Raw genomic sequence first — 24,312 nt, 5'->3', positions numbered from 1 at the left:
AGTGATTCGGGTGATTGAGAGCGGCCAGCACAGCTGCAATTTGAAAGATGGTGGGGATAAAAGGGGTTGTATCTTGGTATCGAGGTATATATAGTGACGCCCGCTTTGCAGCTACAAGCAATTTGCCTCTGTTTTTCAGGGCTGGCGCGAAATTAGTCAGGAAGGTCGCATGTCTGCACAACCGGTAGATATTCAAATTTTTGGTCGCTCGTTAAGAGTTAATTGTCCGCCAGAACAACAAGATGCGTTGAACATGGCAGCAGAAGATCTTAACCAACGGTTGCAAGATCTGAAAGTTCGCACTAGAGTCACCAATACTGAGCAGTTAGTTTTCATCGCGGCATTGAACGTATGTCACGAATTGGCTCAGGAAAGATTGAAAACCCGTGACTATGCCTCCAATATGGAGCAACGTATACGGATGCTACAACAGACCATTGAACAGGCATTGCTTGAACAGGGTCGCATCTCTGAACGTCAGGATGCACAGTTTGAATAAATCTCTGTTGAGTGATAGATTCAGCAGTGAGTAAAGAATTTCTCTGAGGTGTTTGCCAGCGGGCCAGTCCCCTGAGCCGATATTTAATACCAACAGAATGTAGTGCCTCCGTAACCGGTGCGCATGCTCGGTCCGCCGAGAAGCCTTAAGGTTGCGACGCTGCGTTCACCTTGAACCATGGGTTCAAGGGTTACAGCCTGCGGCGGCATCTCGGAGATCCCTTTCTTATCCTGTAACCGGTATTTTTTGGTTATTGCGTTCGTTTTTGATACAAGCAGTTTTCTTCTTACTTGTCTCAACCTGCATGTTTTCCATACCCTAAATAATTCGAGTTTCAGGAAGGCGGCACGTGAGCGAGTCCCGGTGAGCTTACATGAGTAAGTGATTCGGGTGATTGAACGCAGCCAACGCACATGCAACTTGAAGTATAACGGGTATAAGTCGATGATATGCCTTTGAATCCGCAACTCGCCCTTGAACGGCAAAAAATTCGCAGTGAAATTCGTGAGCGTCGGCGTCTTTTGACTCCCGAGCAACAACAACATTCGGCTCATCTTGCCGCCAAACACATCGCTTCCCATAATAAAATTCAGCAAGCCAATACTGTTGCGGTGTTCCTCTCTTTTGATGGTGAACTGGATACTGGCCCACTTATCGAATTATTGTGGCAGCAGAAAAAGCGGGTTTACCTCCCTGTTCTTCATCCTTTTAGCCCCGGCAATCTGTTATTTCTCAACTATCGCCCTGATAGTCAGCTTGTGCGTAATCGCCTGAAAATCCTTGAGCCTCAATTAGATGTGCGCGACGTTCTGCCCTTAAACCAGCTAGATGTGGTGATAACCCCGCTAGTGGCGTTTGACCACCATGGGCAACGTTTGGGTATGGGTGGAGGATTCTATGACCGTACGCTACAGCATTGGCAGCACGGCGGCCCCTATCCTATTGGTCTGGCCCATGATTGCCAGCGAGTAGCGCATTTACCGAGTGAATATTGGGACGTGCCGCTGCCAGAGATAGTGACGCCGGAAAAAGTCTGGCAGTGGTGAGCGGGAATTTTCAGCATAAAAAAACACCCGGTATTTTATAATCACCGAGTGTTTAGTCATTTCTGAACCGCACAACATAGACATACCCAATATCATTGACGTTGCAGCCAAGCTGCGAACGCCAAAGACGAGAGGTATATTAGTAAAGCAAACGTGCGCGAATCGTCCCTGGAATAGCCTTCATTGCCTGCAAGGCTTTTTCTGCATTTTCTGCATCATCAGTTTCAACGTCGATAACCACATAACCGATTTCAGCACTGGTTTGCAGATACTGTGCGGCGATGTTGACGTTCTGCTCAGCAAAGATTTTGTTGATGCTGGTCAGAATGCCTGGGCGGTTCTCATGAATATGCAACAGGCGGCGGGTATTATCGCCGTGAGCTGGCAGTGAAACCTCTGGGAAGTTAACCGCTGACAGCGTTGAACCGTTGTCAGAATATTTCGCCAGTTTACCGGCCACTTCATCACCGATATTTTCCTGTGCTTCCTGAGTGGAACCACCGATATGCGGAGTCAATAATACATTATCAAACTCGCACAATGGTGAATTGAACGGGTCTTTATTGGTTGCTGGCTCTTCAGGGAAAACATCAATTGCCGCGCCAGCCAAATGATCACTGGCCAATGCATCACACAGCGCAGGGATATCAACCACGGTACCGCGAGAGGCGTTAATCAGCATCGCGCCCGGCTTCATCAGTGCCAACTGCTCAGGGCCAATCATATTTTTAGTCGAGTGATTTTCCGGCACATGCAGGCTAATCACATCACTCATATTCAGTAAGTCTGACAGGTGGCGAACCTGCTGGGCATTCCCTAACGACAGTTTATTCTCGATATCGTAGAAGAATACTTTCATACCAACACTTTCAGCCAGAATACCCAGCTGAGTACCGATATGACCATAGCCAATGATACCCAGTTTCTTGCCACGGGCTTCATAGGAGCCTACCGCCAGCTTATTCCACTCGCCACGATGTGCTTTGGCGTTAGCCGAGGGAATGCCGCGGAACATCAGCAGTAACTCGCCCAGCACCATTTCGGCTACCGAACGGGTATTGGAGAAAGGCGCATTGAATACCGGCACACCGCGTTTGGTGGCCGCTTTTAAATCAACCTGATTGGTACCGATACAGAAACAACCTACTGCAACCAATTTTTCTGCTGCAGCAAAAACTTCTTCGGACAGATGCGTGCGCGATCGAATCCCGACGAAGTGAGCATCACGAATAGATTCTTTCAGTGATTCGGTGTCTAAGGCACCTTTATGATATTCAATATTGCTATAACCGGCCGCACGCAGATTATCAACCGTGCTCTGGTGCACCCCTTCCACTAACAGAAACTTAATTCTGTCTTTCTCCAGTGATACTTTTGCCATGTCCCCGACCCTATTTTCAGACTTCAGATGTGGCTGCCGATATCGAATGAATCCGGTCAGCACCCTGTCAACATAACAAATATTACGCGGGCGGCAATACAAACGATTGCTTGCCTATCAGCATAACAAACAGTGCAAATGTTAATTTATGGAATAAAAAACTGGCTGGAAGAGAGTTAATGGCAGGTTAAGAAAATGAAATGAGTAAATGTGATATATATCACCAAATTTAACCATTTTAAGAAAAGATATTTAAAGGCAAAAATTATCAGGGTGAAGTCAATAAACCACACCCTGAACAAGGTTTAGCCGATTACTTGAGGACCACGGTCTTAACACCTTCGGCGGTACCAATCAGTGCCACATCAGCACCTCGGTTGGCAAATAGCCCAACAGTGACCACTCCAGCGATACCATTAATTTTATTTTCTAACGCGATAGCATCCAAAATCGTCAAATTATGTACATCCAAAATAACGTTGCCGTTATCGGTCAGAACATTTTGGCGATATTCAGGTAGCCCACCCAATTTAACCAGTTCGCGGGCCACATAAGAACGGGCCATTGGGATGACTTCGACCGGCAGCGGGAACTTACCCAATACATCAACTTGCTTGGATGCATCAGCGATACAAATAAACTTACGGGCAATGGCGGCAATAATTTTTTCGCGGGTCAGTGCTGCACCACCGCCTTTAATCATCTGCATCTGACCGTTAATTTCATCGGCACCATCAACATAGATATCCAGTGCATCGACTTCGTTGCAATCAAATACCTGAATACCGTAACTTTTCAGTTTGGCGGTAGAGGCGTCAGAGCTGGAAACCGCCCCTTCAATTTGACCTTTGATAGAGCCAAGAGCATCAATAAAATGCGCTGCGGTTGAGCCGGTGCCAACCCCAACAATAGTGCCAGGTTTGACGTAATCTAATGCTGCCCAGCCCACTGCTTTTTTAAGTTCATCCTGAGTCATGGTAAGTTCGCGCCTTGATATGAAAGAAAACCTGAAGTCATTATAGAGCATATACACCAGAAATCTTCGCAATAAAGCCCACTTACTGGACGGTTAATTTTAGCTGGATCACAGTTATGCCGGTTTATTTGTGGCGGGTACCGAGGTATTCGGGCATAGAAAAATGATCAAAATGTGGCATAGTGCCTTATTAACTTAATATTTGGAGAGATGACTCCGATGAAACGCCCAGACTACCGTACGCTACAAGCGCTGGACGCGGTGATCCGTGAACGCGGTTTTGAACGCGCGGCACAAAAACTCTGTATCACCCAATCGGCAGTATCTCAACGCATTAAGCAGTTAGAGAATCTGTTCGGTCAGCCACTACTGGTGCGCACAGTGCCACCGCGCCCGACGGAACAAGGCCAGAAACTGCTCGCTTTATTGCATCAGGTTGAACTGCTGGAAGAAGAGTGGCTTGGTAATGACAGTGGCGGCGATACTCCGCTATTGCTGTCATTGGCGGTCAACGCCGACAGTTTGGCAACCTGGCTGCTTCCGGCATTGAAACCGGTGCTGGCAGACTCTCCGATTCGGCTCAATCTGCAAGTTGAAGATGAAACCCGAACCCAAGAGCGGCTACGTCGTGGCGAAGTCGTGGGCGCAGTTAGTATCCAACCTCAGCCCCTGCCGAGCTGTTTGGTCGATCAACTGGGCGCGCTGGATTATCTGTTTGTTGCATCCAAACCCTTTGCTGAGCGGTATTTCCCCAACGGCGTCACGCGCTCGGCACTGCTGAAAGCACCAGCGGTCGCTTTTGACCATCTGGATGATATGCATCAGGCGTTTTTACAGCAGAATTTCGATTTATCGCCGGGCAGTGTGCCCTGCCATATTGTTAACTCGTCGGAAGCCTTTGTGCAGTTGGCAAGGCAAGGCACCACCTGCTGTATGATCCCGCATCTGCAAATCGAAAAAGAGCTGGCATCCGGGGAACTGATTAATTTGACGCCGGGGCTATTGCAGCGGCGCATGCTGTTCTGGCACCGATTCGCGCCGGAAAGCCGGACAATGAGAAAAGTCACTGACGCCCTCTTATCTTACGGGCGTCAGGTTTTACGACAAGACTAGCTTATTTAGCGGCGGCTGGAGCACTGGCGCTGGTTTGTAGCTCAAACACCACATCAACCTGATCATCAAAATGGATGGTCTGCTGTTCGTAAGTTTGAGCGGCATCCGTTGCCGGTGCAGCTTCGGCACTCTTAAACATCCGCGCTACCGGCATTGGCTGGTAGTTAGCTACATGATAACGAATGCTGTACACCGGCCCCAGCTTGACCTTAAATCCTTCAGCCAAAGAGCCCGCTTGGCTAATCGCATTCTCGATAGCTTTTTTACGTGCTTGCTCACGGTAAGTCTCTGGATTAGCAACACCAAGCTCTACGGCTCGAATCTCATTAAGACCCGATTTTAGTGCCCCATCCAGTAACTCATTCAATTTATCAAGCTGGCGCAGTGTTACCTGAACCTGACGCACCGCACGGTAGCCTTTCAATACCGCTTCACCGGTTTTCTGGTAATCGTATTCAGGCTGGGTACGGATATTGGCAGCATTGATATCTTTCTTATCAATGCCACTTTTACGCAGGAAATCAAAATATTGCGCCACGCGGGTATCCGCCTGCTTTTTAGCATCAGCGGCATCTTTGGCAGATACGCTAACTTCAATTGCGATAGTGGCAATATCCGGAGTCGCATCCACACTGGCAGTACCGGAGGTGACAACATGCGGCCCTTCTGGCACTTCGGCGGCTTGAACTTGTAGCGCCAAAGGTAACGTCCCTAATCCCATCATTGCGGCCAAAGCCAATGTCTTCAACTTCACGGAGCCTCCTAAAATACGCATGACAAATAAATCTGCTGCGGTTAGATAACCAGTGAATTCAATTAGTCACAAACACATTTGCAGTTAATTACACTCACTTGTATCTCATTGGCAACCTGATTCATTTGCCGTCAGTAACCTGAAATAACACATCAACCGTAGCATATCTTGGGAATCATGGGATTCAGATTAGTGATAAAAACTCACAGATTTAATCCCTGACGCGCTAACTGAAACGCAATAAACCACATCACGCCGCCCACCAGCAGATTAATCACTCGCTGTGACGTCGGGCGGTTCAGCCACGGTGATAACCACGCTGCCAGCAGAGCCAGTGCAAAAAACCAAGTAACAGAGGCAGTTACGGCACCAAACGCAAACCAAGGCCGAACATCAGGCAGTAGCTGACCTCCGAGGCTCCCCAACACCACAAAGGTATCAAGATAAACATGTGGATTGAGCCAGGTTACTGCTAATAGTGTCACGATGATGCGCCAGCGCCCCTGAGCACCAGCGGCAGCAGAGGAGGCGGTATTATCCCCCCGCCAGGCGGCTAACAGTGCTCCCCAGCCATACCACAGCAGGAATGCGACTCCGCCCCAAGTTACCAGCGCCAGCAGCAATGGTGAGCGGCTCAGTAAAGCACTGCCACCAAAAATACCGGCGCAAATCAAGATGATGTCACTGAGAGCACAAAGCCCGGCACTCATTAAATGGTGTTGCCGCTTAATTCCCTGATTCATCACAAAGGCATTTTGTGGCCCAAGGGGCAAAATCATGGCGGCACTGAGAGCAAAACCTTGCAAATAGACGGCTAACATACTGTTACCTTTGGATAATCCTCAGTATTAACCGAGGGAATAGGAAAGCAATTAGCAGCATATTACGGGGAGATAATCATCAGAGGAAATTGATATTTCTTATCAACTATAAGTAAAACTAATAATTGGTAAATAGGGGTCGATGAGAGGGACGAAAATAAGAGAAACGGGCCGAATGGCAGCCCGTATCAACATCATTTATTTTATGCTGGCTTATTAGATTCAGCGGTTGCTACCTGATGTAAATGCACATCCATCTGCGGGTAAGGAATACCAATTTTATTAGCATCCAGCGCGCGTTTGAAATTCTCCATCAGATCCCAATACACATCCATTGCATCGCCGTTGGTGGTCCAGACACGTACGGTGAAGTTCAATGATGAAGGTGCCATCTCATTCAGACGTATCGTCACCCCTTTGTCGTGCATGATGCGTGAATCAGCGGCGATGATGTCGCCCAATACTTTTTTCACCACATCAATATCAGCATCATAAGCCACACCAACCACCATATCAGTACGGCGATTCGGCTCACGGCTGGTATTGATGATGTTGTTGGCAATAATTTTGCCATTTGGCACCACGATGATTTTATCGTCTACGGTGCGGAGAGTGGTTGAGAAAATCTGCACCTGCACCACAGTACCGGCAACACCGCCCAGATCGACATACTCACCCGCTTTAAACGGACGGAAGGCCACCAGCAACACACCCGCAGCAAAGTTGGACAGCGAGCCTTGCAGCGCCAAACCGACGGCCAAGCCCGCGGCACCGATGACTGCAATCACCGAGGCGGTTTGCACACCAAGACGGCCAAGCACCGCCACAATGGTAAAGGCCAGAATACTGTAGCGCACCATGGCCGCCAGAAAATCAGCAACCGTGACATCAATACCACGTAATTTCATGACTCGGCCAAGCATGCGAGAGACGACCTTGGCAATGATCGACCCGACAACCAGGATCAACAGCGCAGCAACCAGATTGACGGCATATTGAATCAGCAAATCCTGATTATTGATAAACCAAGAGCTGGCCTCATTAATACTATCAACTACATTTAACTCTTCCATTTTAACCATCCTACAAAAAATTCCCCGCAGGGGAGATTACGCAAAAATTACCACCAATTGATGACTAATATGGCAGTCATACCCGTTTAGGGTAACGAACAATAGGATGTGTTGCCAATTTTGATAGTAATAAATAAATATCAATATTCCTGCTTGAAGCTGTATCAGCAAATTTTCAACCCATAGAAAAAATAGAATATTTATAGAATAAACATTAGCTGGACAGATTTAGCATGAGGGGGGTAGGTCATCCTATTCACTCATTGAGAGAAAATCCATGCCTAGAATTAGACCATCCCACCTTACCCTCAACTTGAATCCTATTAAAGATAGTCAGCCCCAAACAGACGCCGAAAAGCTCCTGGAGTCGCTTAAAATCCATCAGCAGGGATTAATATGGGAAGAGAGTAATCAAGCAATAATACCCAAAGAGAATCAAAGATATAGAGACATTACCACACCGAAAACAACCGCTATCATGGCACCTAACAATACTGCTCTACCCGCTAACCATATAGAGCTAGGAACAGATAAGGGGGTGATACGTAGCCAATATCCGACAAAACAATCGGTTACTCCATATATTGAGATGTTGGGAGAAAGGCGAGCAACAATATTGGTGGTAATCGGTGAGGAAAATATATTTAGCAATGACAATATTAAACCAAAACCTTATCCCCCTTACTTTAAAACAGTGGAAAAGGATGCCTCTTACGAGATAGATATTCGGACTGAAATACACCCTGGTGCCGAAGGTTATACAATCAAAATACCTTATGATGAATCACACCCAAAACTCAAGATTGCAGTTCCAGTTATTCACATTACTGATTGGAAGGATAAAACAGCATTACCTGCTAATGAAATGGTGACACTGGCGAAACGTATCGTTGAGTTACACGATGATAAGTTTAATTTTTATGCTAATCCGGAAAAAGAGGGATTCGCCAGTAGAGCGGTTAAAGCTGAATATAAAGCACTTCCAGTAATTCATTGTAGTGCCGGTGTTGGGCGTACCGGGCAACTTATCGCTGCGATGGAATTGATCAACCCAGAATCATCACAAAGCCTGGAATTAATCATTAAAACCCTGCGAGAACAAGGTGGGCCGTATATGGTACAGACCGACGATCAAATGAAGGCATTAATTGCTTTGGCTCAAAAACTCGATAAGCCGCTGATGTAAAGACGAGCAAACATAAAGAATCTTCAATTTACTGACAAAACGGAAAAAGGCCCCGTAGGGCCTTTTAGGTCAGTCAAAGCTAAGCTGAATTACAGTACGTCGACTGCGTTCAGTTCTTTGAATGCCAATTCCAGACGGGTAATCATGCTAGTCTGGGCAGAACGCAACCACACACGTGGGTCGTAGTATTTCTTGTTCGGCTTGTCAGCACCTTCTGGGTTACCCAGTTGGCCTTGCAGATAGCCTTCGTTCTTCTTGTAGTAGTTCAGAATACCTTCCCATGTTGCCCACTGGGTATCGGTGTCGATATTCATTTTAACTACGCCGTAGCTTACTGCTTCTTTGATTTCAGCAGCAGTAGAACCTGAACCGCCATGGAACACGAAGTTCAGGCTGTTGTGCGGCAGATTGTGTTTCTTAGAAACATAATCCTGAGAATCACGCAGAATAGTTGGGGTCAGTTTCACATTACCTGGTTTGTAAACACCATGTACGTTACCGAAAGAAGCAGCGATAGTGAAACGTGGGCTGATTGCGTTCAGTTTTTCGTAAGCGTAATCAACGTCTTGCGGCTGAGTATACAGGGAAGATGCATCCATATGGCTGTTATCTACGCCATCTTCTTCACCACCAGTACAACCCAGTTCGATTTCCAGCGTCATACCCAGTTTTGACATACGAGTCAGGTACTTGCTACAGATTTCGATGTTTTCTTCCAGGGACTCTTCAGACAGGTCGATCATGTGAGAAGAGAACAGTGGTTTGCCAGTGGCAGCAAAATGTTTCTCGCCTGCATCCAACAAACCGTCTAACCATGGCAGCAATTTCTTGGCGCAATGGTCGGTATGCAGAATAACGGGAACACCATAGTGCTCAGCCATCTGATGTACATGATGTGCACCAGAAATAGCGCCCAGAATTGCCGCGCCTTGTGGCACGTCAGTTTTCACGCCTTTACCTGCGATGAATGCTGCACCACCGTTAGAGAACTGAACGATAACTGGCGCACGCACTTTGGCTGCTGTTTCCAGCACTGCGTTGATAGAGTCGGTGCCGACACAGTTAACTGCTGGCAGAGCAAAGTTGTTTTCTTTTGCTACCGCGAACACTTTCTGCACGTCATCACCTGTGATGACACCTGGTTTTACGAAATCAAAAATTTTAGACATGTACGTTGTCCTGTTTCGTCGACTGAAGATAGCAGCTATCCGGGAGGATAGGCCCTAAATGTAAATCGGTTTTCGCACAACTCAAAGCCCGCAGGCGATGAGCTAAAAGCGAAACGGGCGGCTCTCGCCCCCCGTTATCTAAATTACTGCTTAGCGCGCTCTTCCAGCATCACAACCGCTGGCAGTTTTTTCCCTTCTACGAACTCAAGGAAAGCACCGCCGCCGGTAGAGATGTAAGAGATTTGGTCAGCAATGCCGAACAAGTCGATTGCTGCCAGAGTGTCACCACCGCCGGCGATAGAGAATGCTTCGCTCTCTGCGATGGCGCGAGCCACAATCTCGGTCCCTTTACGGAAGTTAGGGAACTCGAATACACCCACTGGACCATTCCACAGAATGGTTTTGGCGTTTTTCAAGATCTCAGCCAGACGTTCCGCAGATTCGTCGCCCAGATCCAGAATTTGCTCATTATCTTTGATTTGGTTAGCAGGTTTCAGTGTTGCAGCTGCAGTTTCAGAGAACTCGGTAGCAACACGAACATCGGTAGGGACTGGGATATCGCAAGTTTCTAACAGACGTTTAGCTTCTGGAATCAGGTCTGCTTCATACAGAGATTTACCCACATTGTTGCCTTGAGCGGCAACGAAGGTATTGGCGATACCGCCACCAACAATCAGTTGGTCTGCAATTTTAGACAACGCACCCAACACAGTCAGTTTGGTAGAAACTTTAGAACCACCAACGATAGCAACCATTGGACGCGCTGGGTTACCCAGTGCTTTACCCAAGGCTTCAAGTTCTGCTGATAACAGCGGGCCAGCACAGGCGATAGGCGCAAATTTACCAACACCGTGAGTAGAAGCTTGTGCGCGGTGAGCAGTACCAAAAGCATCCATTACATACACATCACACAGTGCGGCATATTTCTTGGACAGAGTTTCGTCGTCTTTCTTTTCGCCTTTGTTAAAGCGAACGTTTTCCAGAACAACCAACTCGCCAGCTGCAATCTCAACGCCGTCCAGATAATCTTTCGCCAGACGTACCGGAGCAGACAATTTGTCTTTCAGGTAGTTAACCACTGGCAGCAAGGAGAACTCTTCGTTGTACTCACCTTCGGTCGGGCGACCCAGATGAGAGGTAACCATTACTTTAGCGCCCTGCTTCAGTGCCGCCTCAATGGTCGGCAGAGATGCACGGATACGCGCATCAGAAGTCACTTTGCCATCTTTTACCGGAACATTGAGGTCCGCACGGATCAGCACGCGAAGGCCTGCCAGATCCAGATCGGTCATCTTAATTACAGACATGGTGAATCCTCTTGTTGATTCTCTTTAAAGTTGCATAAGCTGCACATCAACGTTGTAGAGACCGCAATAAACCACGGAAAAACAAAACGTTAACATACCATACTAGAAACCACTTCTGGCCATCGCCAATGTCGTATCCAACATTCTATTGGCGAAACCCCATTCGTTATCGCACCATACCAACGTCTTAATCAGGTGCTGCCCACTGACCCTTGTCTGAGTACAATCGACAATAGCACTGTGCGGATCATGGTTAAAATCCGTCGACACCAATGGTAATTCCGTATAGTCAACTATACCACGAAATGAACCTCTTGCTGCCTTTTGCAAAAGCTGGTTAACCTCAGCCACGCCAACTGGGCTTGTCACGCTGACACTTAAATCGATCGCCGTGACATTGATTGTAGGCACCCGCACCGAGATAGCTTCGAACCTGTCGCAAAACTTCGGAAAAATACGGGTAATCCCTGCTGCCAGTTTGGTATCAACCGGGATAATTGACTGACTTGCTGCTCGGGTACGACGTAAATCCTGATGATAAGCATCAATAACCGGCTGGTCATTCATTGATGAATGAATAGTGGTAACAGTGCCGGATTCAATGCCATAAGCCACATCCAACAACTGAATAATAGGAATAATACAGTTCGTGGTACAGGAAGCGTTGGAAACAATTCGATGCTCTGCCTGTAAATCCTGATGATTAACACCATAAACCACCGTAGCATCCAAATCATGACCACCGGGATGGGCAAACAGTACCTTTTTGGCACCGGAGGTTAAATGCGCCTCGCCATCTGCACGGCTGCCATACACACCGCTACAATCCAGAACAACATCAATTCCTAACTCACCCCAGGGTAACTGCTCAACTTCTGGCTGATGTATCAGCCGGATAATATCGTCCCCGACGTATAATTTGTCACATTCCTGACGAACATCCCAAGCAAACCGCCCATGGCTGGAGTCATACTTCAACAGATGGGCCATCCCTTCTGCATTAGCCAACTCATTAATAGCAACCACTGAAATTTCTGCCCGGCGACCTGATTCATACAATGCGCGTAAAACGCTACGACCAATACGGCCAAAGCCATTTATCGCTATACGGATTGTCATGCTACTCCCTGTTTCTGGTTATTATCATGCAACCCCATAGCGTACTTCAGCGCACCCTAAGATGTTAATCGTCTTATCACAATTCAGCCAGAATACTCCCGGCTTTTTCCTCAGCGAAATGAGCTGAAATGGAAACTGAATTATGACTGAAACGCTTCAGCCAGAATAAACCAAACTAATCATAAAAGGAATATCTGCCTGATAAAGGGCACAATTCATCCATCAATTGGTGAAAAAAAAGACTGCCGAAGCAGTCTTTTAACAGGTGTATTACCGGGATTATCATCACCATTTACACCCGACTATAGCTTCTTACTTAAAGCTACAGCAGGTGTTGGTCGCGTTGCGGCTTATTTCAACAACGCCTGAGCTTTCGCCACCACATTTTCGACGGTGAAACCGAACTCTTTGAACAGCAATTCCGCTGGAGCAGACTCACCGAAGGTGGTCATACCCACAACTGCGCCATTCAGGCCAACATATTTGTACCAGTAATCAGCAATACCCGCTTCAACAGCAACGCGAGCGCTAACCGCTGATGGCAATACAGATTCACGGTAAGCCGCGTCTTGTTTGTCGAATGCATCGGTGGATGGCATAGAGACAACACGCACTTTACGACCAGCAGCAGTCAGTTGATCGGCAGCAGCAACCGCCAGTTCAACTTCAGAGCCAGTAGCAATAAAGATCAATTCTGGCTGACCCGCACAATCTTTCAGCACGTAAGCGCCTTTAGAAATGTTCGCTAACTGCTCAGCTGTACGTGGCTGTTGTGCCAGGTTCTGACGGGAGAAGATCAGCGCGCTTGGGCCATCTTTACGTTCCAAGGCGTACTGCCATGCTACCGCAGACTCAACCTGGTCACATGGACGCCAAGTGCTCATGTTTGGTGTGACACGCAAGCTTGCCATCTGCTCAACTGGCTGATGGGTTGGGCCATCTTCGCCCAGACCGATAGAGTCATGGGTGTAAACAAAGATGCTGCGGATTTTCATCAGCGCAGCCATGCGTACTGCGTTACGGGCATATTCCACAAACATCAGGAAGGTTGCGCCGTAAGGAATGAAACCGCCGTGCAGCGCGATACCATTCATGATGGCAGACATACCAAACTCACGGACACCGTAGTGAATATAGTTACCCGCCAGATCATCGCTCAGTGATTTAGAGCCAGACCAGATAGTCAGGTTACTTGGTGCCAGGTCAGCAGAACCGCCGAGGAATTCAGGCAAGACCTTACCGAAAGCTTCCAGTGCATTTTGTGATGCTTTACGGCTAGCAATCTTGGCAGGGTTTGCTTGCAACTCTTCGATGAATTTCTTGGATTCAGTCGCCCAGTTAGCTGGCAGTTCACCACTTACACGACGCTTGAATTCAGCAGCCAGTTCTGGATACGCTTTAGCATAAGCAGCGAACTTCTCGTTCCAGGCCGCTTCTTTAGCTTTGCCCGCTTCTTTGGCATCCCATGCAGCATAAATATCCTGTGGGATTTCAAATGCCGGGTATTTCCAGCCCAATGCTTCACGGGTTGCAGCAACTTCATCAGCACCTAATGGTGCGCCGTGGGAGTCATGAGTACCGGCTTTCTTCGGTGAACCAAAACCGATAATGGTTTTGCACATCAGCAGTGATGGTTTGTCGGTAACTTTGTGGGCTTCTTCGATGGCCGCTTTGATGGAATCAGCGTTATGACCATCAACACCACGAACAACATGCCAGCCGTAAGCTTCGAAACGGGCAGCAGTATCATCAGTGAACCAGCCTTCAACATGACCGTCGATGGAGATACCGTTGTCATCATAGAAAGCGGTCAGTTTGCCCAGCTTCATGGTACCCGCCAGAGAACAAACCTCGTGCGAGATCCCTTCCATCATGCAGCCGTCACCCATAAAGGCATAGGTGTGGTGATCGACAATATCATGGCCTGAGCGGTTAAACTGCGCGGCCAGTGTGCGTTCTGCAATGGCAAAACCCACCGCATTGGCGATGCCCTGACCCAGTGGGCCAGTGGTGGTTTCTACGCCCGCGGTATAGCCATATTCAGGGTGACCTGGCGTTTTAGAATGCAGTTGGCGGAAGTTTTTCAGTTCTTCCATTGGCAGATCATAGCCAGTGAGGTGCAGCAAGCTATAGATCAACATGGAGCCGTGACCATTCGACAAGACGAAACGGTCGCGATCAGCCCAGTGTGGATTGGTTGGATTATGGTTCAGGTAATCACGCCACAGAACTTCGGCAATATCTGCCATACCCATAGGGGCGCCGGGGTGGCCGGAATTCGCTTTTTGCACTGCGTCCATGCTTAGTGCGCGGATCGCGTTGGCAAGCTCTTTACGAGAGGACATGTTTTACTCCAGGTCGGATTAAAAAAAGCGTTCAAGTTTACCATTTTCTCAGACTCAGCATTGAAACGGCAATCACTAAAACCAAATGAGCTATAACTTCCATATTAATGGCCAATGGAATCTGCTGATTTTCAGAATAAAGCTATAGCTGTAACGCCCAAGGCGCGTTAACCTCGCAACGTTTTTAGCCACACAATGAGCATGTTAAACGCTCGATGGCTGGAAGTGCTCGTTTTTGCAAACAGACCAGTACAAACCATACTTTGCAACAACATTTTTGGGCAAGACCTATTGCCGACAGAGTAGAACAACCGCCGTCGTTTCAACAGCTATTAATGCAATAGATGGTGAGAATGTAAAAATGGTTATAGGCCGAGAAGCATGAATAGATAACCACAGTTAATACGTTGTCCTCACTTATAGAACTGCCCCATCCAATGATAAAAATGGCATAACCACAGGAAGAAAGTGTTATGAAAATTCGTACCTCAATGATTGCACTGAGCCTTACGGCGCTGCTTAGCGGCTGCCAGAATATGAATACCGATGGCTTAATGCAGTCCGGTGCCCAAGCATTTCAGGCGGCAACCCTGAGTGATGCTGATGTAAAAAATCTCAGTGAAAAATCTTGCGCAGAAATGGATCAGAAGGCCCAGATAGGTTCGGCTGATAGCGCCTACGGCAAACGCCTAGCAAAAATCTCAGCCGCATTAGGTGACAATATCAATGGCACGCCAGCCAACTATAAGGTTTACATCACTAAAGAGGTTAATGCCTGGGCGATGGCAAATGGCTGTATCCGTGTATATAGCGGCCTAATGGATATGATGACCGACAATGAAGTGGAGGCGGTACTCGGCCATGAGATGGGCCATGTAGCATTAGGGCATACCCGCAAAGCGATGCAAGTGGCTTATGGCACTACCGCCCTGCGCACTGCGGCCGCCTCCGCCGGTGGCATTGCTGGCCAACTTTCTCAGTCTCAGTTGGCTGACATTGGCGAGAAACTGGTTAACGCGCAATTCTCTCAGAAACAAGAAAGCGAAGCCGATGACTACTCATTCGATCTGCTGAAAAAACAGGGAATTGATCCGCAAGGGTTAGTCACCAGTTTTGAAAAACTGGCAACCATGGAAGCAGGCCGCACCAGCAGCATGTTTGATGATCACCCGTCCTCACAGGCCCGCGCGGATCATATCCGCCAGCGTATTGCCAGCGGCCAGTAACCTGAATCAGCATAAATTCACTCTGCCTGCTCAACGCAGGCATTTTTACCTTCGAGCCCCCCTAGCTTTCACTGAGATCAATCTGGATCTGTCCGGCATCCACTCGTACCTGGTACGTTTGTAAATCGCGATCCCCTGGCTCCCGCAAACATTTGCCAGTTTTCACATCAAATACGGCACCGTGTAATAAGCATTCAATGGTGCCTTCATCAAAAAAACCCGGGCTAAGTAATGCGTTGGCATGAGGGCAAACATCGTCCATCGCGAAATACTCACCATTAATAACATAAACGCCAATACGTTTATCCCCGACACTCGCCGAAAAAGGCGAGTCTGGTTTAACGTACGATGCTTTGCATACGCTGACCCATCCCATACTTAAACCTCCGCAGACATATCATATTGATTAAAGATAGCTGACTAATAGGTAAGCAATAAGAATCTATTTTTCTCATCCTACCTGGCACTGGATAAGTACCCCACATAATAGTACCGGGTCATGCTGTGATGGATTGGAACATTGCATGGATAGCGCATATAGCAATGCCTGACGAAATGATTCGTCATCAAGAATGGGCGATTATCAGGGGGAAAAGAGAGAGAATTGAATAAGATGTGGGTATCCAGATTGATACCCACATTGAGATTATTTATTTACTCATCTTCAAGATAAGTATAACCGTACAAACCAGACTCAAACTCTTCCATAAACTGAGCCTGGAGCTCGGTATCCAGATCGGTTTCTTTCACTTGATCGTGGAACTGTTTCAGTAATTTTTCTGGGTTCAACTGAACATATTCCAGCATATCCGCGACGGTATCGCCTTCGTCAGTCTGTTCAAATTCAACCGTACCATCAGGGAAAACATACACATCGACAGCGGCAGTATCGCCAAACAGGTTGTGCATGTTGCCCAAGATTTCCTGATAAGCCCCAACCATAAAGAAGCCCAACAGCGGCGGATTCTCTGCATCATACGGCGGCATTGGCATGGTGGTTGCTACCCCATCACCATCAATATAATGGTCAATGGTGCCATCGGAATCACAAGTGATGTCCAGCAAGACGGCGCGACGCTCTGGTGGCTTATCTAGCCCTTCCAGTGGCAAGACCGGGAAAAGCTGGTCGATACCCCATGCATCCGGCATTGACTGGAACAGCGAGAAATTGACATACAGCTTATCAGCCATACGTTCTTGCAGCTCATCAATGATTGGCCGGTGTGCTCGGTTGCTCGGATCTAGCTGCTTTTGGATCTCATTGCAGATACTCAGGTATAGCTCTTCAGCCCAAGCGCGTTGAGTCAGTTCCAACATGCCATGAGCGTACTGAGTATGGACATCGTGCAAGTCCATCTGGCTATCGTGCAGCCATTCGCGCAGTGAGCGGCGATTTTCTGGCTCTTGCATTTCCAGCCAGGTATCCCACAGGCTTTCCAGTGCGCGCGGCGCATCAGCAGCCGGTGGTTGTGGCTCGTTGAACTCATTGCGTTCTACGCCGATAACATTGGAAACCAGCACAGTGTGGTGTGCGGTAACGGCGCGGCCCGACTCGGTAATGACGGTTGGATGCGGTAAACCGTGTTCATTACAAGCATCCCCGATACCCCAGATAACGTTGTTGGCATATTCATTCAGGCCATAGTTAACTGAGCAATCTGATTGAGAGCGCGTCCCTTCGTAATCTACGCCTAAACCGCCACCCACATCGAAGCACTGAATATTGACACCCAGTTTGTGTAGCTCCACATAAAAACGGGCGGATTCGCGCACGCCGGTGGAGATATCACGGATGTTGGAAAGCTGAGAACCTAAATGGAAGTGCAATAATTGCAGGCTTTCCAGACTGTTGGCTTCGCGCAGCATATCCACCAACTGCAATACTTGAGTCGCGGACAAGCCAAATTTGGATTTTTCACCGCCGCTGGCCTGCCATTTGCCAGAACCCTGTGATGCCAGACGTGCACGAACACCCAAGCGTGGCACGACATTCAGGCGCTCGGCTTCTTCCAGTACCATTTTGATTTCTGACATCTTTTCGATAACCAGATAAACCTTATGGCCCAGTTTTTCGCCGATCAATGCCAGACGGATATATTCACGGTCTTTATAACCATTACAGACGATAACTGAGCGGGTCATACCGGCATGCGCCAGAACGGCCATCATTTCCGCTTTAGAACCCGCTTCCAGCCCTAAAGGCTCGCCAGAATTAACCAGAGATTCAATCACCCGACGATGTTGGTTTACTTTAATTGGGTAAACCAAAAAGTAATCGCCTTCATAACCAAACGACTCACGTGCACGTTTAAACGCACCATTAATTGAGCGCAGGCGATGCTGTAAGATTTGTGGGAAACAGAATAGTGCAGGCAAGCGTTGCCCTTGCTCAAGCTGCATTCTTTTGACCAGTTGAGCCAAATCAACACGAGCCTCACGAACATCGGGATCTGGGCAGACACTGATATGACCCAGTTCATTGACGTCATAATAGTTGCCACCCCAGTAGGCGACGTTATACGTGCTCAGCATCTTGCTGGCATTACGATCATTCATGGCAACCTCCTGCATGGAGCGTAAAGAAACATGTGCGCCCGCAGCTGACGGACGGTCAATCAAGTTATCATCAGACATAATTCGCCTCTATTGCGATACTGACGATAAAGTCAGCCACTATCGCAGCTACAACCAGCAAGGACAACCCGCGCGAATGCCAAATTGGCAGAATATTACGCTAAAAAGCGCGACTCACGAGCGGTTTATCACCCAGCTATTCATTACCCAACAGGGTAAAACACGTTTAAATGAAGAATACGTTTGACTGTAAATACGTATTGAGATTTTGTGAATCGGATTAGCCGCAAAGTCGCCAGGCCAGTCGGATTCAGTGCTTCAGGCAGTGATTAACCCGCCCGCGAATCCTGAGTTGCACCCATGTGGGTATAACATCGGGTTGATGGCGCACAAGAAAGGAAGGTTGCAAGGGGAGATTGAACGTCAGAACGACGCAGCTGTTGATGTGCAGCAACCAGTAGACAACGGATCATTAATCCAACCACCTCCACGCAAGCCGTTCAAGCTGAACGGACAAGACTTAATATAAATAGACAATTTAGGTAACAGTTCGATGACGCTGCCATTTCAGTGCTTATTTGTGATTACGCCCCTTAAACATTGGGAACCCATCACTAAGTGCAAAACACTGAAAATCTAACAATGAGCTAATGTCATCTTCTGCCATCTTCATCATTGTGTATCAAACAAGCTGCGCGCGCAGTTTATACCTATAACGCGGGCAAAATGCAAAATGAAAATGACCTGTAACTGTATCAAGCGGTAAATAAATCAACTGACAATCAAAGCGAGAAATATCTTGATGCAAAAAGGGCTGGCATTAATAGCAAAAGCTGACCTAAAATAGACGTCCAGATGTTAATACATCCATACGCTTTAATTGCTAGAATGCCTATTGCGCTGTAAATACAACAGGCTTCTTGATAGATAGACTGCTAAAGGCTTTGCCTAAAGGGGCATTGTAAGGCGCAACGCAGCATGAAACTGGTTCAAATTTGGGTTTCTGTTGTCTGCCCTTAATGCTATGCAGTGACTTTTCACTTGTATTCAAGGTAAAGAAAATAATGGCTAAACACCTATTTACGTCAGAATCGGTTTCTGAAGGGCATCCTGATAAAATTGCTGACCAGATTTCAGATGCGGTACTTGACGCAATTCTTGAACAAGATCCTAAAGCACGTGTTGCCTGCGAGACCTATGTCAAAACGGGTATGGTATTGGTTGGCGGTGAAGTAACCACTAACGCATGGGTTGATATCGAAGAGATCACCCGTCGTACTGTGCGCGAAATCGGTTATGTTAATTCTGAGATGGGTTTTGACGCTAACTCTTGTGCCGTCTTAAGCGCAATTGGTAAGCAATCTCCTGATATCAATCAAGGGGTTGACCGTGCGGACCCACTGGAGCAAGGTGCAGGTGACCAAGGTTTGATGTTTGGTTATGCCACCAACGAAACCAGCGTATTAATGCCAGCGCCGATTACTTATGCTCACCGTTTGGTTGAGCGCCAGGCTGCTGTACGTAAAAATGGCATCTTGCCATGGCTGCGTCCAGATGCAAAAAGCCAGGTTACTTTCCAGTATGACGACGGCAAAATTGTTGGTATTGATGCAGTAGTGCTGTCAACTCAGCATTCAGAAGATATCAATCAGAAAGATTTGCATGAAGCGGTGATGGAAGAAATCATCAAGCCGGTTCTGCCTGCCGAGTGGATCACCTCTGCCACCAAATACTTTATCAACCCAACAGGCCGTTTTGTTATCGGTGGCCCAATGGGTGACTGTGGTCTGACTGGTCGTAAAATTATCGTTGATACCTACGGCGGCATGGCGCGTCATGGTGGCGGTGCATTCTCTGGTAAAGATCCATCCAAAGTTGACCGTTCAGCAGCTTATGCCGCTCGCTATGTTGCTAAGAATATTGTGGCTGCTGGCTTGGCTGACCGCTGTGAGATTCAGGTCTCTTACGCCATTGGCGTAGCAGAACCGACCTCCATCATGGTAGAAGCGTTTGGTACCGAGAAGATCCCTGCAGATCAACTGACTGCATTGGTGCGTGAGTTCTTTGATTTGCGCCCATATGGTTTGATCAAAATGCTGGATCTGCTGCACCCGATCTATCGTGCAACCGCCGCTTATGGTCACTTTGGTCGTGAAAGTTTCCCTTGGGAAAAAACCGACAAAGCGGCATTGCTGCGTGATGCTGCTGGCTTGAAATAAATTTCAGCGTCGGAATTTAAATAATAAAAAACCCGCATTGCGGGTTTTTTTTATCCCTAAGGTTCTATTGAGTCCGACGTCGGCGCTCGATAGCACTGAATATCGCCATTCCTGCCAGCATAGCGGCAACAAAGATGATGCCCTTATACATCCCTGCCCCCAATAATACCAAGGCCGGCCCAGGGCATATCCCCGCCAGCCCCCAGCCGATGCCAAATAACAAACTGCCGCCAATTAATCGTTTATCGATGTTTGTCGCCATCGGTAACTGAATAGGTTGCCCCAGCAAACTGGTTTTGCGCTTTTTAGCCCAAGTAAAACCTAGGGTGGCAACGACAACTGCCGCTGCCATCACCAGAGCCAATGACGGGTCCCACGCCCCACTAATATCAAGAAAACCAAGCACCTTAGCCGGATTAGCCATACCCGCAATAATCAAACCCAGCCCAAAAATTAGCCCAGCCATCAATGAGAAAAATAAATTCATATTCCCTTCCTAAGTTATTCTATTGGCTAAGAAAATAGATGGCGAACCAGCCATACCGTGACAAAACCGGTGAACATAAAACTGAGTGTCGCGACCAGTGAGCGCGGCGAAAAGCGCGCCAATCCACAGACCCCATGCCCACTGGTGCAGCCAGCGCCATAGCGCGTTCCGATGCCTACCAGCAATCCAGCCACTATCAGCGTGGGTAAGTTGGCTTCGATCTGGATAACCGGTAGCTCGGCAAAGAGTGAATAAACCAGGGGAGAAATAATCAAGCCGATGATGAAAGCAGCCCGCCAGGCATTATTATCCCCACGTTTTGGCGGTAACAATCCCCCCAAGATGCCACTAATACCAGCAATACGGCCATTCCAGAGCCATAAGATAGTTGCAGCTGCGCCCAATAATGCCCCACCCGCCAATGCGCTATAGGGGGTAAAGTTGGCCCAATCGATAGTCATACGCCCTCCTTCTCTTGCGGGCAGTAAAGCTGATAGAGAACCTCCAGCAGCGCCAATATTTTGCTGTCGGCGATGGAGTAAAATATTCGTTTGCCTTCTCGGCGAGTGTTCACTAACCCATCACTACGCAGCACACCAAGCTGCTGCGAAAGAGTTGGCTGATGAATGCCTAGTGTGGCCTCCAACTCACCAACCGCTTTTTCTCCCTGGCTCAATTGGCATAACAATAACAATCGATCCTCATTTGCCAATATTCGCAGTACGTCACAAGCCTGCCCTGCCGCCAGCCTCATCAAATCTATGCTCATTCTTTTATCGTCATTCATTTGCTTCTCTGATATTCATTTTCATTATATATTTTTATATTATATCTTTTTACATAATGATCAACTAAAAATAGTCCTGTCTACTCGCTTGCATCTGGATATCTGGCGTTTTATTCTTCCGCAATATGAGTTCATTAAGAATCCCCATCGCGTTACAGCAAGCGGTTATGCGCTGTTTACGCCATAAATTACAGCTGGCAAATCAGCATCTTGGCACCGATTATCCGGAGCCAAAAATCAACTATCATCAGCGCGGTACCAGCGCGGGTAGCGCCTATCTGCAATCGTTCGAGATTCGCCTTAACCCCGTGTTGTTACTAGAAAATCAACAACCTTTTATTGATGAAGTTGTGCCCCATGAACTGGCACATTTGCTGGTTTATCGTCAATTTGGCCGCGTTGCCCCCCATGGCAAAGAGTGGCGCTGGATGATGGAGCACGTACTGCAAGTCCCGGCTAGCCGCACTCATCAATTTGAAGTGACCTCAGTACGCAGTAAGACCTTCAATTATCAATGCAAATGCCAGCAGCACGCTTTAACCATTCGCCGCCACAATAAAGTGCAGCGCGGCGAGAGCGAATATCGCTGCCGACAATGTGGCGAAAAGCTGCAATTTATAGCTGCAAAAAACTATTAGTAATTATCGTTACTTGTTATAAAACAGCACGTTAACTTGCTATCCATAATCATTATCTATAACCTGCCTGCTTTTCATCATCAGGCTGTTTTGAGATATGTTACGCAAACTTTTGTTCTTGCTGGTTTTATCCTCCCCACTGCTGGCGCTCCCTGGCTACAGCCAAAGCATTAATAACTTTTCCCAAGCCAAAACGGTCGCCGCGAAAATTAACCAAGATGCACCCGGCAGCTTTTATTGCGGCTGCAAAATTGACTGGCAAGGCAAAAAAGGTATTCCAAACCTGAAGAGTTGCGGCTATCAACCGAGAAAAAATGCCCAGCGTGCAGCACGAATTGAATGGGAGCACGTGGTTCCAGCCTGGCAATTTGGCCATCAACGCCAATGCTGGCAACAAGGTGGGCGCAAGAATTGTGCTAAAGACCCGGTCTATCGCCAGATAGAAACTGATTTGCATAACCTGCAACCGGCTATTGGCGAGGTCAATGGTGATCGCAATAACTTCATGTATTCCCAATGGAATGGTGGCAATGGCCAATATGGTCAATGTGAGATGAAGGTCGACTTCAAAAACAAACTGGCAGAACCACCAGCACGGGCACGCGGGGCAATAGCACGTACCTACTTTTATATGCGTGACCAATATCAATTGCGGCTTTCCAGTCAGCAAAGCAAACTGTTTGATGTCTGGAATCGTCAATATCCTGTCACCCAATGGGAGTGCCAGCGTGACGAGCGAGTGGCAAAAGTACAAGGGAATCATAACCCTTATGTACAACAGGCTTGCCAGCAGCAAAAAGGCTAATCTAGTATACTGGTCAATATTTTCGTTTCGGGACCTAACTCATGCGCATACCCCGCATTTATCATCCACAGCCTTTGCAGGCAAATACCGAACTGGCGCTGAGCGACGAAGCAGCCAATCACGTGGGCCGCGTACTGCGTATGGGCGAAGGACAAAGCCTGCAATTATTTGATGGTAGTAATCAGGTATTCGCGGCTGAAATCATTCGGGTCGATAAAAAAAACCTGATTGTCCGGCTGGCTGAAGGGCAACAAGAAGATCGTGAATCTCCCTTGAATCTGCATTTAGGCCAGGTGATTTCCCGCGGGGAGAAAATGGAGTTTACGGTACAAAAATCCATTGAACTGGGTGTCAACGTGATTACTCCGCTGTTTTCTGAGCGCTGCGGCGTTAAGCTGGATGGCGAACGTCTGGCGAAGAAAATTCAGCAATGGCAAAAGATTGCTATCGCCGCCTGCGAGCAATGTGGCCGCAATACTGTGCCAGAAATTCGCGAAGCCATGCAGCTCTCTGACTGGTGCGCGGAGCAAGATGACAGTCTGAAACTCAACCTGCATCCACGCGCCAGCAACAGCATTAATACCCTTCCCGCATCACTCAATAAAGTACGTTTGCTGATTGGCCCGGAAGGCGGCCTCTCTGCTGATGAAATTGCCATGACCTCGCGCCTTGGATTTACTGATATCCTGCTAGGACCGCGCGTTTTGCGTACCGAAACTACCGCCCTTACCGCCATCACTGCTTTGCAGGTGCGGTTTGGCGATCTGGGATAAATTTCGTTCCCATT

Annotated in this window: 25 protein-coding genes and 1 other RNA gene; 11 read left to right on the top strand and 15 right to left on the bottom strand. The window is 47.8% G+C overall.

Annotation, left to right across the window (positions count from 1 at the left end):
• Nucleotides 1–169 precede the first annotated feature (169 nt).
• From zapA to N0H69_RS07310, 3 genes are all read left to right on the top strand, one after another.
• Nucleotides 170–499: a cell division protein ZapA gene (gene zapA / locus N0H69_RS07320; RefSeq protein ID WP_004706812.1), complete on the top strand. Its 330-nt coding sequence runs from the start codon at nucleotides 170–172 to the stop codon at nucleotides 497–499.
• 37 nt (nucleotides 500–536) lie between these two features.
• A non-coding RNA gene (ssrS, locus tag N0H69_RS07315) (6S RNA) lies at nucleotides 537–720 on the top strand.
• A 228-nt stretch (nucleotides 721–948) separates the two neighbouring features.
• Nucleotides 949–1,545 carry a 5-formyltetrahydrofolate cyclo-ligase gene (locus tag N0H69_RS07310; protein WP_050152283.1) on the top strand — a complete coding sequence of 199 codons (597 nt, stop codon included), beginning with the start codon at nucleotides 949–951 and terminating at the stop codon, nucleotides 1,543–1,545.
• A gap of 139 nt (nucleotides 1,546–1,684) precedes the next feature.
• On the opposite strand, the gene serA is transcribed toward N0H69_RS07310, so the two are convergent.
• Nucleotides 1,685–2,926 carry a phosphoglycerate dehydrogenase gene (gene serA / locus N0H69_RS07305; RefSeq protein WP_050124066.1) on the bottom strand — a complete coding sequence of 414 codons (1,242 nt, stop codon included), beginning with the start codon at nucleotides 2,924–2,926 and terminating at the stop codon, nucleotides 1,685–1,687.
• Nucleotides 2,927–3,239: 313 nt separating this feature from the next.
• Nucleotides 3,240–3,902, bottom strand: coding sequence for a ribose-5-phosphate isomerase RpiA (gene rpiA / locus N0H69_RS07300; RefSeq protein WP_050109873.1), 663 nt, complete (start codon nucleotides 3,900–3,902; stop codon nucleotides 3,240–3,242).
• Nucleotides 3,903–4,121: 219 nt separating this feature from the next.
• On the opposite strand from rpiA, the gene N0H69_RS07295 reads away from it, so the two are divergent.
• Nucleotides 4,122–5,015 (top strand): LysR family transcriptional regulator ArgP, encoded by an 894-nt coding sequence (locus N0H69_RS07295; protein ID WP_004706816.1) that lies wholly within the window; start codon nucleotides 4,122–4,124, stop codon nucleotides 5,013–5,015.
• 1 nt (nucleotide 5,016) lies between these two features.
• Here N0H69_RS07295 and N0H69_RS07290 read toward each other — a convergent pair whose 3' ends face one another.
• From N0H69_RS07290 to mscS, 3 genes are all read right to left on the bottom strand, one after another.
• Nucleotides 5,017–5,769: an oxidative stress defense protein gene (locus N0H69_RS07290; protein WP_050109874.1), complete on the bottom strand. Its 753-nt coding sequence runs from the start codon at nucleotides 5,767–5,769 to the stop codon at nucleotides 5,017–5,019.
• A gap of 203 nt (nucleotides 5,770–5,972) precedes the next feature.
• Nucleotides 5,973–6,590: an arginine exporter ArgO gene (gene argO, locus N0H69_RS07285; RefSeq protein ID WP_050152285.1), complete on the bottom strand. Its 618-nt coding sequence runs from the start codon at nucleotides 6,588–6,590 to the stop codon at nucleotides 5,973–5,975.
• Nucleotides 6,591–6,793: 203 nt separating this feature from the next.
• Nucleotides 6,794–7,663, bottom strand: coding sequence for a small-conductance mechanosensitive channel MscS (mscS, locus tag N0H69_RS07280; protein ID WP_050135851.1), 870 nt, complete (start codon nucleotides 7,661–7,663; stop codon nucleotides 6,794–6,796).
• 277 nt (nucleotides 7,664–7,940) lie between these two features.
• On the opposite strand from mscS, the gene N0H69_RS07275 reads away from it, so the two are divergent.
• Complete coding sequence (locus tag N0H69_RS07275) at nucleotides 7,941–8,849, top strand: protein-tyrosine phosphatase family protein (protein WP_050135848.1); 909 nt, start codon at nucleotides 7,941–7,943, stop codon at nucleotides 8,847–8,849.
• 89 nt (nucleotides 8,850–8,938) lie between these two features.
• Here N0H69_RS07275 and fbaA read toward each other — a convergent pair whose 3' ends face one another.
• From fbaA to tkt, 4 genes are all read right to left on the bottom strand, one after another.
• The gene (gene fbaA / locus N0H69_RS07270; protein ID WP_050109878.1) at nucleotides 8,939–10,018 is read right to left on the bottom strand and encodes a class II fructose-bisphosphate aldolase; all 1,080 of its coding nucleotides are present in this window, start codon (nucleotides 10,016–10,018) and stop codon (nucleotides 8,939–8,941) included.
• A 143-nt stretch (nucleotides 10,019–10,161) separates the two neighbouring features.
• Nucleotides 10,162–11,325, bottom strand: a complete 1,164-nt coding sequence (gene pgk, locus N0H69_RS07265; RefSeq protein ID WP_050109879.1) for a phosphoglycerate kinase — start codon at nucleotides 11,323–11,325, stop codon at nucleotides 10,162–10,164.
• 102 nt (nucleotides 11,326–11,427) lie between these two features.
• The gene (gene epd, locus N0H69_RS07260) at nucleotides 11,428–12,444 is read right to left on the bottom strand and encodes an erythrose-4-phosphate dehydrogenase (RefSeq protein ID WP_050109880.1); all 1,017 of its coding nucleotides are present in this window, start codon (nucleotides 12,442–12,444) and stop codon (nucleotides 11,428–11,430) included.
• Nucleotides 12,445–12,794: 350 nt separating this feature from the next.
• A complete protein-coding gene (gene tkt, locus N0H69_RS07255; RefSeq protein ID WP_050109881.1) occupies nucleotides 12,795–14,789 on the bottom strand; it encodes a transketolase in 1,995 nt (664 codons plus the stop codon).
• Between the two features lie 473 nt (nucleotides 14,790–15,262).
• Here tkt and loiP point away from each other — a divergent pair, with 473 nt between their 5' ends.
• Entirely contained in the window at nucleotides 15,263–16,015 is a 753-nt protein-coding gene (gene loiP, locus N0H69_RS07250; RefSeq protein ID WP_050109882.1) for a metalloprotease LoiP, read from the top strand.
• Between the two features lie 61 nt (nucleotides 16,016–16,076).
• Here the strand turns inward: loiP and N0H69_RS07245 are convergent, their stop codons facing one another.
• Complete coding sequence (locus N0H69_RS07245; RefSeq protein WP_050109883.1) at nucleotides 16,077–16,391, bottom strand: non-heme iron oxygenase ferredoxin subunit; 315 nt, start codon at nucleotides 16,389–16,391, stop codon at nucleotides 16,077–16,079.
• Between the two features lie 278 nt (nucleotides 16,392–16,669).
• The gene (gene speA, locus N0H69_RS07240) at nucleotides 16,670–18,649 is read right to left on the bottom strand and encodes a biosynthetic arginine decarboxylase (protein WP_004706827.1); all 1,980 of its coding nucleotides are present in this window, start codon (nucleotides 18,647–18,649) and stop codon (nucleotides 16,670–16,672) included.
• Here speA and N0H69_RS07235 point away from each other — a divergent pair.
• Nucleotides 18,585–18,836 (top strand): hypothetical protein, encoded by a 252-nt coding sequence (locus N0H69_RS07235; protein ID WP_172665478.1) that lies wholly within the window; start codon nucleotides 18,585–18,587, stop codon nucleotides 18,834–18,836. The two genes, speA and N0H69_RS07235, sit on opposite strands and share 65 nt — an antisense overlap.
• An 82-nt stretch (nucleotides 18,837–18,918) precedes the next feature.
• On the opposite strand, the gene yqgG is transcribed toward N0H69_RS07235, so the two are convergent.
• Nucleotides 18,919–19,062, bottom strand: a complete 144-nt coding sequence (gene yqgG, locus N0H69_RS22310; protein ID WP_446053755.1) for a small protein YqgG — start codon at nucleotides 19,060–19,062, stop codon at nucleotides 18,919–18,921.
• A 591-nt stretch (nucleotides 19,063–19,653) separates the two neighbouring features.
• On the opposite strand from yqgG, the gene metK reads away from it, so the two are divergent.
• The gene (gene metK / locus N0H69_RS07230) at nucleotides 19,654–20,808 is read left to right on the top strand and encodes a methionine adenosyltransferase (protein WP_050109885.1); all 1,155 of its coding nucleotides are present in this window, start codon (nucleotides 19,654–19,656) and stop codon (nucleotides 20,806–20,808) included.
• Between the two features lie 64 nt (nucleotides 20,809–20,872).
• Here metK and N0H69_RS07225 read toward each other — a convergent pair whose 3' ends face one another.
• From N0H69_RS07225 to N0H69_RS07215, 3 genes are read right to left on the bottom strand one after another with little or no spacing between them, the layout of a single operon-like run.
• A complete protein-coding gene (locus N0H69_RS07225; RefSeq protein WP_050135838.1) occupies nucleotides 20,873–21,295 on the bottom strand; it encodes a DUF6691 family protein in 423 nt (140 codons plus the stop codon).
• Between the two features lie 26 nt (nucleotides 21,296–21,321).
• Nucleotides 21,322–21,756: a YeeE/YedE family protein gene (locus tag N0H69_RS07220; protein WP_050124059.1), complete on the bottom strand. Its 435-nt coding sequence runs from the start codon at nucleotides 21,754–21,756 to the stop codon at nucleotides 21,322–21,324.
• Entirely contained in the window at nucleotides 21,753–22,082 is a 330-nt protein-coding gene (locus N0H69_RS07215) for an ArsR/SmtB family transcription factor (protein ID WP_050152286.1), read from the bottom strand. Before N0H69_RS07215 ends, N0H69_RS07220 begins: the two co-directional genes overlap by 4 nt.
• A gap of 125 nt (nucleotides 22,083–22,207) precedes the next feature.
• On the opposite strand from N0H69_RS07215, the gene N0H69_RS07210 reads away from it, so the two are divergent.
• The 3 genes from N0H69_RS07210 to rsmE all read left to right on the top strand — a co-directional run bounded on the left by N0H69_RS07210 (nucleotide 22,208) and on the right by rsmE (nucleotide 24,298).
• On the top strand, nucleotides 22,208–22,720 hold the full coding sequence (locus N0H69_RS07210; protein WP_050152287.1) for a SprT family zinc-dependent metalloprotease: 513 nt from the start codon (nucleotides 22,208–22,210) through the stop codon (nucleotides 22,718–22,720).
• Nucleotides 22,721–22,817: 97 nt separating this feature from the next.
• Nucleotides 22,818–23,525: a deoxyribonuclease I gene (endA, locus tag N0H69_RS07205; RefSeq protein ID WP_050109890.1), complete on the top strand. Its 708-nt coding sequence runs from the start codon at nucleotides 22,818–22,820 to the stop codon at nucleotides 23,523–23,525.
• Between the two features lie 41 nt (nucleotides 23,526–23,566).
• Complete coding sequence (gene rsmE / locus N0H69_RS07200; protein WP_050109891.1) at nucleotides 23,567–24,298, top strand: 16S rRNA (uracil(1498)-N(3))-methyltransferase; 732 nt, start codon at nucleotides 23,567–23,569, stop codon at nucleotides 24,296–24,298.
• Nucleotides 24,299–24,312: the final 14 nt, after the last annotated feature.

Origin of the sequence: Yersinia alsatica, assembly GCF_025133195.1 — a bacterium.
In the GTDB taxonomy this organism is placed as follows: domain Bacteria; phylum Pseudomonadota; class Gammaproteobacteria; order Enterobacterales; family Enterobacteriaceae; genus Yersinia; species Yersinia alsatica.
Note: the sequence above shows the minus strand (reverse complement) of the source record. Positions and strands in the feature narration are given on the sequence as shown.